The following is a 16,632-nucleotide window of genomic DNA, read 5'->3' on the forward strand; positions in this document are numbered from 1 at the left end:
ATTTTAGTAATTATGGATTTATAATTGTTTTATAATTTTGTTTTTGATTTTGAATTTCTTTAATCACAACAGAACGAATAGCATTACCGCTTTCATCTATGCTAATCACACCACCAACAGCTTGAAAATCTTTAGTTTGATGAATTTTGCTATTAATACATTCACTGCTAAGATTGTCAACGCAAGCATTCATAGCATTCAACATTACAAAATACGCATCAGCACCCATAGCCGAAAATGCTGGAAGTTCTTTTGTTCCTTTAACTTTCTCATAAGCTGCAACAAAATCTTTTCCTAATTGTGTAGATGGATTGTTATAATCAAAACTATCAGTGAAAATTACTCCATTAACAGCACTTCCGCCAAGATCTATAAAAGTTTGATTATTAACACCATCTCCTGCTGCTAAAAGTTTATCAAAACCAATTTGTCTTGCTTGTCTCGCAATTAAAGCAGCTTCAGGATGATAAATAGGCATATAAACAAAATCAGGATTTAAACTCTTAAGTTGAGAAACCACAGCTCTAAAATCTTTATCTCCTGAATTAATAACAAGTTTTTTTATAATTTTCCCACCATTATTCTTAAAAGAATTTTCAAAAGCTCTTGCCAAACCTAAAGAATAAACATTGCTTTGATCTATGATGATAACAGCATTTTTAAGCTCTAAATCCTTAGATACATAAGTAGCAAATTTATCTCCTTGAAAAGTATCTTTAAAACAAACTCTACTTGCATATTTCTTTTTATCTAGCAATTTATCTCCAGATGCCACTGGAGCTATTAGGGGAATTTTTTTCTCTTCTGCTATGGAAATAGCTTGAATGGTATTTGGAGTTGTAGCTTCACCAATAATCCCAAGGACTTTATCTGTTGCTATTAAACGATTAACTCCGTTTGAAGTTTCAAGTTTATCTCCTTTTGTATCTATTGTGATAAGTTTAATAACATCTCCATTTGAAAGTTTTGGTTGTAGCTTATTAGCCAGTTCAATTCCGTTAAAAACATCTTGCCCATAAGCTGCCACAGTTCCAGTTAAAGGTAAAACTACTCCTATATTAATATCCTTAGCATATAAGCAATTTACCATAGTTAAAACACTTAAAGTTAAAGTTAGTTTTTTCATAGCATTCCTTTTAATTATAGTTTTTACATTTTATTTTAGAAATATATTATGTTTTGTTTTTTGCACAGGTTCTTCTTCAAGAAGATCTTTTACTTGCAAATCAAGCGCAAAATTTCCACCTTTAATATAAGCAATAATATTATCTATATCCTCGTGGCTTAAATTTCTAGCATAAAAAGCCATTTGAGAAGCTGTTGTAGAACTACTACTATCAAGAGTATAACCTATCAAAGCTCCTTTAATATCCTCAGGAGACATATCTTTTAAAATTCTAGATCCTATAACACTCTTTTCAGCATTATCTCCATGGCAAGTATTGCATTTATTTTGAAAATACAAAGCCTTCGCTTTTTCCATATCATATTGCTTATTTGCATCAAAGGTATAAGTAAAAAATGATTTCAAGTTAATACCAAAAAGCGCAACAACAAATATTGAACTAATAAACAACCATCGTATAATCATGATTTTCCTTATTTTATTGTAATTTCCGTTTGTGTTTTATTTTGATATCTATGTGTTTTTTTGTTGTATTTTTTTCTTTTTTAATATCATAGCGATAACGAACAGTCCCTGAAACTTCTATATCTTTAAAGACTTCATCTAACGGAGCTGCAAAAACAAAATGATTTAAAATCATACCAATTAAAAATATTTTTTTCATTTTTATTCTTTAAACACAAAAAACGATTATATCAAAAAAAGATAATCCTTGTTAATGACCACCTTTATGTAAAAAATAAAGTCCTACACAAAGAGCTAAAATCGATCCAGCAAGAAAAGCCATATCCACAGGAGTAGCAAATTTCATCTGCAAAACCCTTTGAAAGAAATTTACCACTAAGACCATAATGATAACTTTTGCAAGCTTGTCTTTTAATTGATCTAAACTATGCACCTCTAAAACCTTGCTTTGTTTTGTTTGTTTAAATTCTTCTATTTCGCTGATAAAAAGCTCATAAACTCCAAAAGAAAAAATAAACAAAACTAAAGCCATAAGATAAAGATCAACAGCTCCTATAATTAAAGCCACCACATCCTCATGCAAATCCACATTAGAACCTGCATCAAAAAAATAATTATAAGTATAAAATATAACTTTTAAAACATCATAACTTGCAATAAAAAACAATACAAAAGCTCCAATTAAACCAAAAATTACGGGTAAAATTGTAACAATACGACTTCTAACAAGTAAAGATTCAAATATTTTCTCTAACATTTTTTTCCTTATTTATTTTTTAATTCTAACCATTTTTGCGCAATACGCACAGCATTTGTTGCAGCACCTACACGAATTTGATCTGCCACACACCAAAGATGGAGTATTTTTTTATCATACACATCAGCACGAATTCTTCCTACATAAGTTTCATTAGTATCGCTAGTCATTAAAGGCATAGGATATTTTTTATTTTTAGGATCATCTATGACAACAACACTTGGTGCTTTTTCTAAAATTTCTTTAGCTTTTTTTACATCTATTTCTTTTTCAAAATGCATAGTAATGGCTTCGCTATGACTTCTTAAAACAGGCACTCTTACACAAGTTGCTGAAACTTCTAAATTTTTATGTAAAATTTTTTGAGTTTCATTGACCATTTTAAGTTCTTCTTTAGTGTAATCATTATCCATAAAAACATCAATTTGTGGAATAAGATTAAGTGCTAAAGTATAAGGAAAAGTTTGAGGTTCAAATTCATCAAGTTTAAAAGCAAAAAAACTTTGCATGGCTTCAACCAATTCTTGCATTCCTTCTTTTCCTGCTCCACTTGCAGCCTGATAGGTACTTACATCAACACGCTTTAAATTAAATGCATCATTTAAAGGTTTTAAAACTTGCACCATTTGTATGGTAGAACAATTTGGGTTAGCAATAATCCCTGTTTTTTTCCAATCTTTAATATCCTCAGGATTGCATTCAGGAACCACCAAAGGAACATCTTTTTCCATTCTAAAATGACTTGTATTATCAATAACAACAGCACCAGATTCTACTGCAAATTTAGCATATTTTTCACTCACACTTCCACCTGCGCTAAAAAAAGCAATATCGATAGGATTTTCTTTAAATACATTTTCAGTAAGTTCTTTGACTTTATAAGCTTTACCTTTAAATTCTACTTCACTACCTACACTTTTTGCACTTGCTAAAGGTAAAATACTTTCCACTGGAAAATCAAGTTCATCTAAAACATTTAAAAGCTCTTCCCCAACCGCACCAGTAGCACCCACAATGGCTATTTTTTGTTTTTTTGACATTGCTTATCCTTTATTTGATATTTTTTAATTTTTTCATTTAAAATTTTTATATCCATACCTAAAATTTGAGAAGCTTGATCCTTGTCATAATCTACACTTAAAAGAACTTCACAAATCAATTCTTTCTCTAAATTCTTTACATCTTTTTTTATACTTCTAGCTTCTAAGAACAAATCTTCACTTGAAATTTCATCATTTTCACTTAAAATACAAGCTCTTTGTACAACGGATATTAATTCTCTAATATTACCAGGAAAATCATATTCAAGTAAAGCATTTTTAGCTTCTTGGCTGAGCTGTTTTTCCTTAAAATCATATTCTTTACAAGTATCTTCTAAAACCTTTTGGGCTATACCTAAAATTTCTTCTTTACGCTCTCTTAAAGGCGGGATATTAATAGGAACAGTGTTTAAACGATAATATAAATCTGAACGAAATTCGCCATTTTTTATTTTTTCATCCAAATTTGCATTAGTTGCACTGATAATTCTTACATCTATTTTGATACTTTTCGTACTTCCAAGTCGCGTAATTTCTTTTTCTTGCAAAGCTCTTAAAAGTTTGGCTTGAATTTCATAAGGCATTTCGCCAATTTCATCTAAAAACAAAGTGCCCTCATTAGCCATTTCAAAAAGCCCTATTTTAGTTGCATTGGCATCAGTAAAAGCACCTTTTTCAAAACCAAAAAGCTCGCTTTCAATCAAATTTGCAGGAATGGCTGCCATATTAATAGCAACAAAAGGCTTATTAGAGCGTTTAGAATGAGTGTGAATATAACGAGAAAATACCTCTTTTCCTACTCCACTCTCTCCAAAAAACATTACAGAAGCATCAGTTTTAGCCGCTTTTTGACTTAAATTTAATGTTTTTTCTAAATTAGGAGAAGTTGAAAAAAAATCTTTATTTTCTTCTTTTTTTTCATTTTTTTTGCTTTTTTTATCGGCTGTTTTTTCTCTTATGATTTTAGCACGCTTAATAGCCTCGACTAAAGTATCAACATCAAAAGGCTTGGTTAGAAAATCTTTTACTCCCAAACGAACCGCTTCTATAGCACGGCTTAAAGTAGCATTTCCCGTCATAATAATAAAATCATATTTATTTTCACAGGCTTTAACAAATTCTATACCATCAATTCCTGGCATATTAATATCTGTAATAATCAAATCTGTATTCTCATCTATTTTTTTTAAAGCTTCAGTGGCAGATTTATAAGATTTAATATTAAATTCTTCATACTCTGCTAATGCAATTTCCAAGGATTTGCGCATATTAATATCATCTTCTACTATGACTAAATTCATCCTAAGCCTTTTAAAAAATTTCTGCTATAGTATCCAATTTGCGCTTAATTTTGAATTTACTTTTTTTTAAGATAATAAATTATCGCATTTTGTTCGCCAAATTCCACGGTAAAACGCAAGGGTAAAATTTTAATATAAGTTTCACTTTGAGCACGCAATAAGTCGGTATTAACAATATCCTTAACACTGATTTTAGCTCCTATAAAGCAATCACTTAACTCATCTTTATGAGAATTTAAAAAATTAAATTTAATTGTTTTTAGCATATTATCATCAATTAATCCTAAAGAAGTTCGAGGTAAAACTTTTAAATCTTGATCACTATAAGAAATTTCACATACCCATTGTTCTTCAACATTTTCACTTTGCGTCATTGCTAAGGATAAATTTTGATTTTGATGAAAGAGAATGAAATTTTTACTAGAAAGCTCTGCCCAAAAAATAAATTCATCTTGGGCAAAAAGCTTAAAGCTAAGAAAAATTAATAAGCAAACAATTCTTTCCACTTGTCTGCATCGATTTTAAGTTCTAAGTTTACTCTATAAAGCCCTTGATTAAAATTCTCATCAATAATACTTGCATTTTTAATCAAACCATTCACTTGCGCAGTAATAGTTGAACTTCTAAGCATTGCATCTTTTACAGTGTCTTTACCATTCACTTTCACACCATAAAGCTTACTTGCAAGCTGTCTGTAAGCATCTGTAATCGCTGCTCTTTTTGCTAAAGCTAGAGCTTGAGCAGTAGAAACTGTATTCATCGGAGCAATCCCTTCACCAACTGCTGTAAAACTAAGTTCCGTTTCGCTAGCATCTGGAGCCAACATTTTTTCTTCTCTGATAATATCACGCACATCATCTTTATCGACTTTTTGCACGATAACATCTTGAGATGGAGCAGTGCTATTTGCACTTGAATTTTTAGTTGCACTGTTTGCACTTGGTACACAACCAGCGAAAATTCCTGCTATTGCTAGCATAAAATAAATTTTTTTCATTTTTACACCTTCAAAATATTGTAATTAGTAAAATAAAAAGCAATAAGCGTTCCAACTTTAAACTTATTGCAAATCTAAACCAAAGTTTTCATCGCTTAACTCATCCTCATCATTTTCCTCTTTAGGACACTTAGCAATGCTAACCACCTCGTCATTTTCCACATTAACTACAATGACACCACTCGTATTACGCCCTGCTTTTCTAATGCTTTGCATATCAACACGTATCATCTTACCTGAACTTGTAAGAGCCATCAAATCCATAGTTTCATCTACTATAACTACACTAATAAGATCTTTGGTTTTTTCTGTAAGTTTCATACAAATTACACCTTTGCCACCTCTGCTTTGTAATCTATATTCTCCAGCATTTGTGCGTTTTCCTATACCTTTTGCACTTATACTTAAAATTTCTTGCTCATCATTTTCTATAACAACTGCACCTACTAATTCGTCATTTTTCTCTTTAAACTTAATAGCCGTCACCCCACGACTTACACGGCCGATTTCACGCACTTTAGCAAGTGGAAATTTGATACACATACCTTTTTTGGTTACCGCAAAGAGCATTTTACCTTGTGTGCTTACACTTTCTTCATTTTCAAGATTTTCATCATCTAAATTTTCAATTTCTTGATTTTCTAAATTTTCTTCACCACCACTGACAAAAATTTCATCTTCATCTCTTTGAACAATAATAGCAGTTACCAACTCATCATTTTCATCCAAGTTGATCGCTCTAACTCCTACACTTCTGATATTTTGATATTCACTCAAATTTGTACGCTTTACAATACCATTTTTAGTAAAGAAACATAAAGATTTACTCTCATCAAAATCCGTGGTTGGAATAATAGCCATGATTTTTTCTTCAGCTTGTAAATTAATAAGATTTACCACTGCTTTTCCTTTAGCCGTTCTTGAGCCTTCAGGAATTTTATAAACTTTAAGCCAATAAAGCTGTCCACGATCTGTTACAAACATAAGCGTATCATGTGTATTTGCCGTAAAGAAACTTTCTATAAAATCATCATCATAAGTCGTAACGGCTAATTTTCCTTTTCCACCTCGTTTTTGCTTTTCATATTGTTTACTAGGCACACGCTTAATATAACCACGATGGGTAATAGTTACAACCATATTTTCATTAGGAATCAAATCTTCAATATCAATATCATCATAATCATCTTCAATTTGAGTAATACGTGGCACATCAAATTTGCTTCTAATTTCTTTTAATTCATCGCGAATTAAATTTTCAAGCAAGGTTTCACTTTTTAAAATTTCTTCAAGTCTTGCAATTTCTTTCATTAATTCTGCAAGTTCATTTTCGATTTTTTCTCTTTCAAGTCCTGTTAAACGACCTAGTTTCATATCTAAAATAGCATTGGCTTGAAGCTCACTAAGGCCAAATTTAGCTACCAAAGAATCTCTTGCGGTATTATTATCAGAACTGTTTTTAATTAAAGCAATCACTTCATCTATATTATCAAGTGCAATTTTAAGACCTTCTAAAATATGAGCTCTTGCTCTTGCCTTTTGAAGTTCAAAAATCGTTCTTCTAATAATAACTGTTTTTCTATGGGTTAAGAAAAGATTTAAAAGTTCTAACAAAGAGAAAATTTTAGGTTCTTTATTGTGAATTGCCAACATAATCACACCAAAAGTACTTTCCATAGTGGTAGATTTAAATAGATTATTTAAAACAATTTCACTCATAGCCTCACGTTTAAGCTCTATAACAACGCGGATTCCTTCTTTATTGCTCTCATCTCTTACTTCAGATATTCCTTCAATTTGCTTTTCTTTAACAAGCTCTGCAATCTGCTCTATAAGCCTAGCTTTATTGGTTTGATAAGGAAGCTCATCTATAACAATAACATCTTTATTTGTCTTTTTTTCAATATGAGTTTTAGCTCGCACTTTCACACGACCACGCCCTGTGCGATAAGCTTCTATAATACCTTTTTTACCATAAATTATTCCACCTGTTGGAAAATCTGGACCTTTAATAAACTGCATAATCTCTTCTAAGCTTGCATCTTTATTATCAAGCAAATATAAAAGTCCATCTATCAACTCATTTAAACTATGAGGCGGGATATTTGTCGCCATACCTACAGCTATACCACTTGAACCATTTAATAATAAATTTGGAACCCTAGAAGGTAAAACATCAGGTTCACTTTCTGAACCATCATAATTTGGAACAAAATCGACCGTATCTTTATCTATATCTTTTAAAAGCTCATGAGAAAGTTTACTCATTTTTGCTTCAGTATAACGCATCGCAGCAGCGCTATCACCATCTATAGATCCAAAGTTGCCTTGTCCTGTAATACTTGGATATCTCATAGAAAAATCTTGAGCCATTCTAACCAAAGCATCATAAACTGCTGTATCTCCATGTGGGTGATAACGACCTATAACAGCACCCACTATACGGGCTGATTTGACAAAATCTGTTCTACTTTTTGCCTCATCATTTTGCATAGCATATAAAATTCTTCTATGAACAGGCTTTAAACCATCTCTTGCGTCAGGCAAAGCACGACCTATAATAACACTCATAGAATAGTCTAAATAACTACTTTTTATAGAATTTTCTATATCTACAAGTTCAATATCAGAATCTTTGCTAAAAATATTCTCCATAAAAATCCTTCTATTAGTTCAAAGTTTTGATTATAGCATATTAAACTTTTGCATCAGCTAAAACAAGAGCAAAAAGTACAGAAATTTTATTTTCTTCTAAAACTTTTTTAGCTTCCAAAAGGCTAGAACCAGTTGTTACAATATCATCTACTAAAATTACAGGTTCGTGAATGGTTTTTAAGAGTTTGTAATTTCTTTTATGTTTTTGACGAAATTCTAAACTTTTTCCAGAATATTTAATATGATTTTGTGCTTTTAAAACATTAAAAACAGGTTTTACAAATTTTGTTTTAAGATATCTAGCTAAAATAGCAGAATGTGAATAAAGCATATCTTCAACCTTATCGTCTAACGCTATAACATTGATTATCATTCTAGGATCAAAAAAATCTTTAAATTTTGCAAAACTTAATTTAGCAAGCATTTTATAAACGAAATAACCATAAAAATAATGTTTAGAGTGAAGCAAGTGTTGTATTTCATGGTATTTATAAAAAGAATAGACTTTGAAATTATTATCAAACTTTCTTACATTTAAGGAAAATTCAGAAAGCTCTAGCTCACATAAATCACAAAAGCAGAGCAGAGCAAAAGCTCCGCAATTTATACACCTCAAAGTTCAGAGATTAAACTAGCTGCTTTATTTGCCATTTGTTTTATTAACAAATGAGTATAAAAAGTTGTTTCTTTTAGATCATCGAAACCTTGTACGTCTTGCTTGGTGCGGATTGTAAATTTCTTATTTTTGTTTATATCGCTAACTTGTAAAACTCCTACTAGTTTTGAATGTAATCCTGTAGTATCTTGAGTTGCTCCATAAGATATAAATTCTAAATCAATCTTACTCACATAAGGTGAATTTTGATCGTTATTGTCAAGCACAACTATTCCTCTAGCTTCAAGTTCTTGTTTTAAATAAGTATAAAATACCGCATTAAAATTCACATCAACAAATAACTTTTTCCCTTTAGCATTTAAAACTTTTTGCCCTTCTTTTAAATCATAAAATCTATGCAAATAAACCTTTTTTAAAGCAATACCAGTGTCTAAAGTGCGTTTATTGGCACAACATTGAATTCCAACATCGCTAATGTATAAAAGCCCTTTAATCTTTGCTTCAAAGCCATCAGGACTTTCACAAGAACTGCATTGAGAATTTTTAGAAATTTGATTAACTTGAGTAAAAGTATCTTGTTTAGTTGCACAAGCACTCAAAAATAAAATAGGCACTATAAAAATCAAAAATTTTTTAAACATTTTTTCTCCTTAGAAAATTATTTTAAAATTGTATTAAAAATACAAGCAAATTTCAAGCCAAGTTTTAAATTTATCATCAATCTATCTTTAAAACACTCAAAAAAGCCTCTTGAGGTAAATTTACCTTACCTATAGCTTTCATTCTTTTTTTACCTTCTTTTTGCTTTTCTAAAAGCTTTCTTTTTCTAGTAATATCCCCACCATAACATTTTGCTGTCACATTTTTACCCATAGATTTAACAGTTTCCCTTGCGATGATTTTATTTCCAATACTTGCTTGAATAGCCACTTCAAAAAGCTGCCTAGGAACTATTTCTTTCATAGCACTAACAAGCTCTCTTCCTTTACTTTGTACTTTTTCATTGGGCACGATAATGCTTAAGGCATCAACATTTTCACCTGCTACCTTAATATCAAGTTTTACCAAATCTCCTACTCTAAATTCTATAGGTTCATAATCAAAACTCGCATAGCCTTTTGTTAAGGACTTTAATTTATCATAAAAATCCATCACAATCTCATTTAAAGGCACATCATATTCTAGCAAAACACGCTCAGGTGTAATATAGTCCATTTTAACCTGCACTCCTCTTTTGCGATTTAAAAGAGTGATTAAATTCCCTAAAAATTCACTTGGAGTAATGATAGTGGCTTTAACATAAGGCTCTTTTATATGATCGATTTTATTAACAGGAGGAAGTTCGCTAGGATTTTGAATTTTAACAAGCTCTCCATCGGTTTGACAAATTTCATAAGTTACAGTTGGAGCTGTAGCAATCAAATCAAGATTAAATTCTCTCTCAAGCCTTTCTTTAATCACTTCCATATGTAAAAGTCCTAAAAACCCTACCCTAAAACCAAAGCCTAAAGCCAAAGAAGTTTCAGGCTCATAAGTAATAGAACTATCGTTAAGCTTTAGCTTATCCAAAGCATCTCTTAAATCTTCAAATTTATCCGTTTCTATGGGATAAAGTCCTACGAACACAAAAGCTTTAGCCTTTTCAAAACCCCCTATAGCTTCTTTAGCTTTATTTTTTACTAAAGTAATAGTATCGCCTACTTGTACATCACCTACGGTTTTAAGCCCTAAAACCACCACACCTACTTCACCTGATTGTAAAGATTGAGTTTTAATTGGACTTAAAGGGTGGGGATAAAAAAGATCTTGAACTACATGTTTTTTATCCGTGCTCATGACTAAAACTTCATCATTTTTAGCAATACTTCCCTCATAAATCCTAACCAAAGCCAAAGCACCCAAATAATTATCAAACCAAGAATCATAAATTAAAGCCTTAGTAGGAGCTTCATCATCTGTTTTTGGTGCAGGGATTTTAGTAATAATTGTTTCTATAAGCTCTTTTATACCCACTCCTGTTTTTGCACTCACGCAAATGGCATCTTTGCAATCTATACCTATAATATGCTCGATTTCATGCTTTACTTTTTCAACATCAGCATTAGGTAAATCGATTTTATTAATTACAGGAATGATTTCAAGATTATTTTCAAGTGCTATATAAACATTAGCTATAGTCTGTGCTTCAACACCTTGAGAAGCATCTACTACAAGTAAAGCCCCTTCACAACTTGCCAAAGAACGACTCACTTCATAAGAAAAATCCACATGGCCAGGAGTATCAATAAGATTTAAAACAAAATTTTCATTATTAAATTTATAATTTAAACGCACTGATTGTGCTTTTATGGTGATACCACGCTCTTTTTCTATATCCATAGTATCCATAACTTGCGAACTCATCTGCCTATCGCTAATAGCACCACACTCGCTAATAATCCTATCTGCAAGAGTAGATTTTCCATGATCTATATGAGCTATAATAGAAAAATTTCTAATATTTTTTACCGACAAAATTTCATCCTAAATATAAAATTCTAAAGCTAAGATTTTAACAAAATTTATGTTTAAAACAAATAAATTTTATTTTATATAAAAACTTCAATTGAAATTTATATAAAGCATACTAAAATATCAAATGTTTGAAAAATATTTAAAATCAGCTATGTTTTTAGCTCTTTATCCCTTAGCAATGTTAGCTTCTAATTTGCACGAATTTATAGCGCTAAGTCAAAATAACGAATCCTATCTCATTAAACAAATGCAAAGCGAACAAGCAAATTTGGACAAAGAACAAGCTTTTAGAAATTACCTACCCTCTCTTAGTCTAAACTCAGCTTATGTAGCCAACAATAAAGATCGCTTCATTATCGATCCACAAGAAAGTTTATTTGCTAAAGTCTCTCTTAATTTTTTACTTTTTGATGGGGGTGCTAGAGAGGCTAATTTAAGAGCTTTAGAAAGCAAAGAAAAATTAAGCCTTTTAGACAAAGAACAAAATAAAAATTACCTTGCTTTAAATGCAATCACACTTTATTTTAACACCCTAAGTCTTGAAAAAATTTTACTAGCAAATCAACAAAAAGTAGCTTTTTTAAAATCAACTTTTGAAAGATTGCAAAAATTTTACGATGCAGGACTTAGCCCTAAAGATGAACTTGAAAGCATTAAAGCTAAATACCATTTAAGCTTATTAGAGCTCAGTCAAAATGAATTAAAACTTGCCAATATACAAAAAGAGATTAAAATTTTAAGCGATACAGATTTTAAAGTGCAAGGGAATGCTTTTTTAGAAAATCCGCAACAAGAAAAAAGTCAAAACTATGAAGTAATGATAGCTAAAGAACAAATCAATCTTGCTAAAGAAAGTGTAAATTTAGCAAAAGCTGAATATTTTCCAAAATTTTATATTCAAGATAATTTTAACTTTTATAAAAACAATTATAATCCAAAAGTTCCAGCTCCTTTTGTAAACTTAGCAGATCAATTCTTAGAAAAATATTCTCAAGGCAATCAGTTTATTTTAGGTATGGAATGGAAAATTTTTGATTTCAATGCAAGGGCTAAAGAAGTTGAAAAAGAGCGTTTAAACGTTCAAATAGCCAATGCAAACGCAAGATTTAGTGAGAGAAAAAATAAAGAAGAATTAAATTATTTAGACAAAAGTTTAAAAGTTTTACAAGAACAAATTTTAGCTCTTAATCTTAGCTTAAATGCTGCAAATTTGGCTTTTGAAAGTGTAGATAAAAAATACCAAGCAGGACTTGTTTCTTATGTAGAATATCTTCAAGCTTTAGAGGCTAAATTTAAAGCACAAAGCGATTTAGAGCTTGCTAAAAATGAATTTGAAATTACTAAAGCAAATTATTATTTTAATGCGGGTATAGATCTTAATTTAAAGGTTAAAGAATGAAAAAAATTCTATTTTTACTTCTTGCTTTTAATTGCGCCTTTGGCGAAGAAATTTACGCAAGTTTCAATGTAGAAGCATCAAAACAAAGCAAACTTGCCCTTGAAAGCATAGGTTTGGTTCAAAAAATTCCTGTAGAAATTGGACAAAAAGTCAGCAAAGGAGAACTTTTACTTGCTCTTGATCAAGAAAGTGAAAAAATAGCTCTTCAAAATGCTCAAAATTCTTATCAACTTGCCCTTATAGAATACGAAAATACCAAAAGTAAAATGCAAAAAATACAAGCTGTAGAAAATGTTATAGACAAACAAAGCTATGAAGATATGAAAGCTAAGTTTGATGCTGCTAATTTAAATTTAAACAAAGCAAAAATCAATATAGCTTATTATAAAAATATCATGACAAAAAAAGAATTGCGCGCACCTTATGATGCTATCATCGCAAATAAATTTATACAAGTTGGCGAAGGAGTAGGAGGAGTAGCTCAACCTTTAATAGAAATTTTTTCCTATCCACAAAGCAAACTGATTTTAAGTTTTGATGAAAAATACAAAGATAAAGTTAAATTAGGTGATGATTTCTTTTATAAAATCGATCAAAATGGTACAGAATTTAAAGGAAAAATCAGCCTTATCTATCCAAGTATAGAAGTAAAAACAAGAAAAATTTATGCTGAAGTGCAAACTACAAATTTAACACCGGGGCTTTTTGGCGAAGGTAAAATCATCACTAAAGATTAAAAATGCTTAAACTAGTTATAAACCGACCTATTACCGTGCTAATGTTTTTCTTAGCTCTTATGATTTTTGGGCTAATCTCTGCTTTTAGCATGAGTGTAAATTTATTTCCTAATGTTTCCATACCTCTTATAAAGATTACAAGCAAGGTAAATGGAGATTTAAATTTCGTAGAATCAAAAGTCACTAAAGAAATAGAAAATGCTCTAAGCGAAATCGATGGAGTAAAAACTATAACCTCAGCTGCGTATGATAATTTTAGTGTGAGTGTAGTCGAGTTTAAACTAGGTAAAAATCTTGAAGTAGCTGCCAATGATGTGCGTGATAAAATAGGAACTTTAAGCCTACCTTCTAAGCCTGAAATTGAAAAAATCAGTTCGGATTCTGGTTCTGCTATTTCGCTTTTTTTATATTCTAAAGATAAATTACAACTCATGCGTGAAATCAATGACAAAATAAAACCTTTTTTGCAAAGAGTTGAAGGAGTAGGTAAAATCGAGGCTAAGGGGTTTTTAGAACCCCAAATTCGCATAGAATTAAAACCAAATGAACTTAGAAAATACAATCTTAACGCCCTTGATGTAGCAAATATTATCAAAAGTCAAAATTTTAAACAAGCCCTTGGCGAACTTAATAACAATCAAGATAACTATATCATCAAAGGCTATTTTGAAGCCACAAATTCAGAAGAACTTAGCAATCTTCGCATAAAAACAGGGGTATTTTTAAGCGATATTGCTAATATTTCAAGCCTTTATGAAGATGAAAAACAAAGTGCTTTATACGAAGGTAAAGAAGGGGTGCTTTTAGAACTCGGAAAAATCACAAATTATAATACCCTTGAAATGATTAAAAATGTCAAAAATGCCTTGCCTATTTTAGAAAAACAAATTCCTAGTGATATAAGTATTGACATACTTTATGATAAGAGTTTAAATATCCACAAACACCTTTCTCAAGTGATTTTTGATATGGTTTTGGGGATTTTTCTAACCCTTGTTATCGTGTTTTTATTTTTAAGAAATTTAAGTGCAACTCTCATTGCTTGCATAGCTATACCTACTTCTATCATTTCAACTTTTTTTATTATCGATCTTTTAGGTTATGATTTAAACCGCTTAACTTTCATAGCTTTAACCTTAAGCATAGGAATTTTTATCGATGATGCTATAGTAGTGATTGAAAATATTGCTAAAAAACTAAAAACTTATCCGCCTTTACAAGCTGCTTTTTTAGGTATCAATGAAATAGGTTTTAGCGTTTTAAGCATCAGTATAGTTTTACTTTGTGTTTTTATCCCTATTTCTTATATGAACTCTATACCAGGGCTTTTTTTCAATGCCTTAGGCATAAGCGTTGCAAGTGGGATAGTGATAAGCTTTTTGGTTTCTGTATTTTTAATACCTAGTATTGGAGCAAGATTTTTAAATCCAAAAGAAAGCAAGTTTTATGAAAAAACAGAAGCTTTTTTTGAAAAAATAGAGCAAAAGTATGAAAATTTACTCTATAAAATTTTACAAAATAAAGCAAAATTTATCCTAGCCACTCTTGTTTTTGTAGGGCTTTCTTTTGCTTTAGCTACTCGCATAGGGCTTGATTTTTTACCTATGGAAGATGATAGCGAAATTCAAGTTTTACTTGAAAGTAAAAAAGATTTAAGTTTAGAAGCCATGAAAGAAAAAAGTTTAAATTTGCTTGAAAAAATCAAAAATGATAGCAATGTCAAATACGCTTTTTTACTTGTAGGCTATGATGATGCCAAAGATGCTACAAAGGCTAAAATTTATGTTAAACTTAAAAATTTAGACGAAAGAAATTTAAGACAAAGCACTATAGTAAGTTTATATCGTCAAAAATTTCAAGATGAAAGTTTAAAAATTAAAATTTTAGAACTTCCAAAGATAGAGGGTGCAGGCATTGATGATCCCGTGCAGTTTTTAATCTTAGGAGATGATTTAAACATACTAAAAGAAGCTGCTTCTCGAGCAAAAGAAATTTTAGGCACTAATGCACGCATTGTAGATATAAGCGATAATGCCAATGCTACAAAAGATGAAGTAGCCTTACACATCAACAAAGAAAAAGCTAAACTTTTAGATGTCAATCCTGAATATATCGCTGGGGTTTTAGGGTATTCTTTCTCACAACTTAGCGTAGGAAGTATGGATAGAGGCAATTCAAAAGATGATATTATCCTAAGTTTTGCTCCAGAATTTAAAAAAGACATAGAAGCTTTAAAACGCATTAGTATTAAAAACAACCAAGGTGTAAATTTAGAACTTTCAAGCGTGGTGGATTTTATATACAGCAAAGATTTAAAAACTATCAATCGTTACAATAAAAACCGCTCTGTGAAAATCACAGCTGGAGTAAATGATCTTTCCTTAGGAGCGGTACAAAAACTTTTACTAGATAATATGGATAAAATTTTAAATAACAATGCAAATCTTAGCTATGCTTTTTCAGGCTTTATCAATCTTTTAGGTGAAACCGTGCAAGGTTTTGCTATGGCAGTAGTACTTGCTTTTGTTTTAATTTATCTTGTTTTAGCCGCACTTTATGAAAGTTTTATTCTGCCTTTAATCATCATGATAACCATGCCTTTAGCCTTTGGCGGAGCTTGTATAGGGCTTTTTATCACAGGGCATAATTTTTCGCTTTTTGTACTTATTGCCATCATCTTACTTTTTGGCATGGTGGGGAAAAATGCTATTTTACTTGTGGATGTGACCAATAAAAAATGCCATGAAGGTTTAGATCCCGATAAAGCTCTTTTAATCGCTGGAAAATCACGCTTAAGGGCTATATTGATGACAACTTTTGCTATGATTTTTGCCATGCTCCCACTTGCTCTTTCAAGGGGTGCGGGCTATGAAGCCAATTCTCCTATGGCAATAGCCATTATCTTTGGGCTTATAAGTTCGACTTTGCTTACCTTACTCGTAGTACCTGCACTTTTTAAATTTTGTTTTAAACTAGATAGTAAATTAAGAAAAATTTATGAGAGAGAAAAATTAAATTAACCAAA

General features: G+C 30.8%; 14 protein-coding genes and 1 pseudogene. 3 read left to right on the plus strand and 12 right to left on the minus strand.

The window, feature by feature from the left end; all coding sequences use genetic code 11:
* Positions 1-10: 10 nt before the first annotated feature.
* The 12 genes and pseudogenes from ELQ05_RS00225 to lepA form a co-directional block, all read right to left on the minus strand.
* Positions 11-1,126: an ABC transporter substrate-binding protein gene (locus tag ELQ05_RS00225; RefSeq protein WP_134239821.1), complete on the minus strand. Its 1,116-nt coding sequence runs from the start codon at positions 1,124-1,126 to the stop codon at positions 11-13.
* Between the two features lie 30 nt (positions 1,127-1,156).
* The gene (locus ELQ05_RS00230; protein WP_002882652.1) at positions 1,157-1,591 is read right to left on the minus strand and encodes a c-type cytochrome; all 435 of its coding nucleotides are present in this window, start codon (positions 1,589-1,591) and stop codon (positions 1,157-1,159) included.
* Positions 1,592-1,599: 8 nt separating this feature from the next.
* Positions 1,600-1,790, minus strand: a pseudogene (locus tag ELQ05_RS00235) (mini-MOMP protein).
* 51 nt (positions 1,791-1,841) lie between these two features.
* The gene (locus ELQ05_RS00240; RefSeq protein ID WP_002852919.1) at positions 1,842-2,348 is read right to left on the minus strand and encodes a YqhA family protein; all 507 of its coding nucleotides are present in this window, start codon (positions 2,346-2,348) and stop codon (positions 1,842-1,844) included.
* 8 nt (positions 2,349-2,356) lie between these two features.
* On the minus strand, positions 2,357-3,388 hold the full coding sequence (locus tag ELQ05_RS00245; protein ID WP_002866058.1) for an aspartate-semialdehyde dehydrogenase: 1,032 nt from the start codon (positions 3,386-3,388) through the stop codon (positions 2,357-2,359).
* A complete protein-coding gene (gene flgR, locus ELQ05_RS00250; RefSeq protein WP_002871767.1) occupies positions 3,367-4,689 on the minus strand; it encodes a fla regulon two-component system response regulator in 1,323 nt (440 codons plus the stop codon). The genes ELQ05_RS00245 and flgR overlap by 22 nt, the downstream gene beginning before the upstream one ends.
* A gap of 56 nt (positions 4,690-4,745) precedes the next feature.
* Positions 4,746-5,195: a flagellar assembly protein FlgQ gene (gene flgQ / locus ELQ05_RS00255; protein ID WP_002882648.1), complete on the minus strand. Its 450-nt coding sequence runs from the start codon at positions 5,193-5,195 to the stop codon at positions 4,746-4,748.
* Positions 5,171-5,686 (minus strand): flagellar assembly lipoprotein FlgP, encoded by a 516-nt coding sequence (gene flgP / locus ELQ05_RS00260; RefSeq protein WP_002852972.1) that lies wholly within the window; start codon positions 5,684-5,686, stop codon positions 5,171-5,173. Before flgP ends, flgQ begins: the two co-directional genes overlap by 25 nt.
* Positions 5,687-5,749: 63 nt before the next feature.
* On the minus strand, positions 5,750-8,341 hold the full coding sequence (gyrA, locus tag ELQ05_RS00265; protein ID WP_002861757.1) for a DNA topoisomerase (ATP-hydrolyzing) subunit A: 2,592 nt from the start codon (positions 8,339-8,341) through the stop codon (positions 5,750-5,752).
* Between the two features lie 40 nt (positions 8,342-8,381).
* On the minus strand, positions 8,382-8,957 hold the full coding sequence (locus ELQ05_RS00270; protein WP_134239822.1) for a ComF family protein: 576 nt from the start codon (positions 8,955-8,957) through the stop codon (positions 8,382-8,384).
* Positions 8,954-9,598, minus strand: a complete 645-nt coding sequence (gene mapA / locus ELQ05_RS00275; protein ID WP_088303533.1) for an outer membrane lipoprotein MapA — start codon at positions 9,596-9,598, stop codon at positions 8,954-8,956. The genes ELQ05_RS00270 and mapA overlap by 4 nt, the downstream gene beginning before the upstream one ends.
* A gap of 76 nt (positions 9,599-9,674) precedes the next feature.
* Positions 9,675-11,471: a translation elongation factor 4 gene (gene lepA, locus ELQ05_RS00280; protein WP_088303534.1), complete on the minus strand. Its 1,797-nt coding sequence runs from the start codon at positions 11,469-11,471 to the stop codon at positions 9,675-9,677.
* Positions 11,472-11,595: 124 nt separating this feature from the next.
* Between lepA and cmeD the strand changes: the two genes are divergently transcribed.
* Genes cmeD through cmeF form a run of 3 tightly spaced genes read left to right on the plus strand, consistent with a single transcriptional unit; the run spans position 11,596 to position 16,627 of the window.
* Positions 11,596-12,870 (plus strand): multidrug efflux RND transporter outer membrane subunit CmeD, encoded by a 1,275-nt coding sequence (gene cmeD / locus ELQ05_RS00285; RefSeq protein WP_134239823.1) that lies wholly within the window; start codon positions 11,596-11,598, stop codon positions 12,868-12,870.
* Positions 12,867-13,607, plus strand: a complete 741-nt coding sequence (gene cmeE / locus ELQ05_RS00290; RefSeq protein WP_134239824.1) for a multidrug efflux RND transporter periplasmic adaptor subunit CmeE — start codon at positions 12,867-12,869, stop codon at positions 13,605-13,607. Before cmeD ends, cmeE begins: the two co-directional genes overlap by 4 nt.
* Before the next feature lie 2 nt (positions 13,608-13,609).
* Entirely contained in the window at positions 13,610-16,627 is a 3,018-nt protein-coding gene (gene cmeF, locus ELQ05_RS00295) for a multidrug efflux RND transporter permease subunit CmeF (protein ID WP_134239825.1), read from the plus strand.
* Positions 16,628-16,632 lie beyond the last annotated feature (5 nt).

Origin of the sequence: Campylobacter sp. US53, assembly GCF_004378995.1 — a bacterium.
In the GTDB taxonomy this organism is placed as follows: Bacteria; Campylobacterota; Campylobacteria; order Campylobacterales; family Campylobacteraceae; genus Campylobacter_D; species Campylobacter_D jejuni.

Bases quoted from the DNA above. Each gene is read 5' to 3' on its own strand.
- flgP (WP_002852972.1), bottom strand. From the start codon at position 5,686: ATGAAAAAAATTTATTTTATGCTAGCAATAGCAGGAATTTTCGCTGGT.
- ELQ05_RS00240 (WP_002852919.1), bottom strand. From the start codon at position 2,348: ATGTTAGAGAAAATATTTGAATCTTTACTTGTTAGAAGTCGTATTGTT.
- ELQ05_RS00245 (WP_002866058.1), bottom strand. From the start codon at position 3,388: ATGTCAAAAAAACAAAAAATAGCCATTGTGGGTGCTACTGGTGCGGTT.
- cmeF (WP_134239825.1), top strand. From the start codon at position 13,610: ATGCTTAAACTAGTTATAAACCGACCTATTACCGTGCTAATGTTTTTC.
- ELQ05_RS00230 (WP_002882652.1), bottom strand. From the start codon at position 1,591: ATGATTATACGATGGTTGTTTATTAGTTCAATATTTGTTGTTGCGCTT.
- ELQ05_RS00225 (WP_134239821.1), bottom strand. From the start codon at position 1,126: ATGAAAAAACTAACTTTAACTTTAAGTGTTTTAACTATGGTAAATTGC.
- cmeE (WP_134239824.1), top strand. From the start codon at position 12,867: ATGAAAAAAATTCTATTTTTACTTCTTGCTTTTAATTGCGCCTTTGGC.
- cmeD (WP_134239823.1), top strand. From the start codon at position 11,596: ATGTTTGAAAAATATTTAAAATCAGCTATGTTTTTAGCTCTTTATCCC.
- gyrA (WP_002861757.1), bottom strand. From the start codon at position 8,341: ATGGAGAATATTTTTAGCAAAGATTCTGATATTGAACTTGTAGATATA.
- flgR (WP_002871767.1), bottom strand. From the start codon at position 4,689: ATGAATTTAGTCATAGTAGAAGATGATATTAATATGCGCAAATCCTTG.
- mapA (WP_088303533.1), bottom strand. From the start codon at position 9,598: ATGTTTAAAAAATTTTTGATTTTTATAGTGCCTATTTTATTTTTGAGT.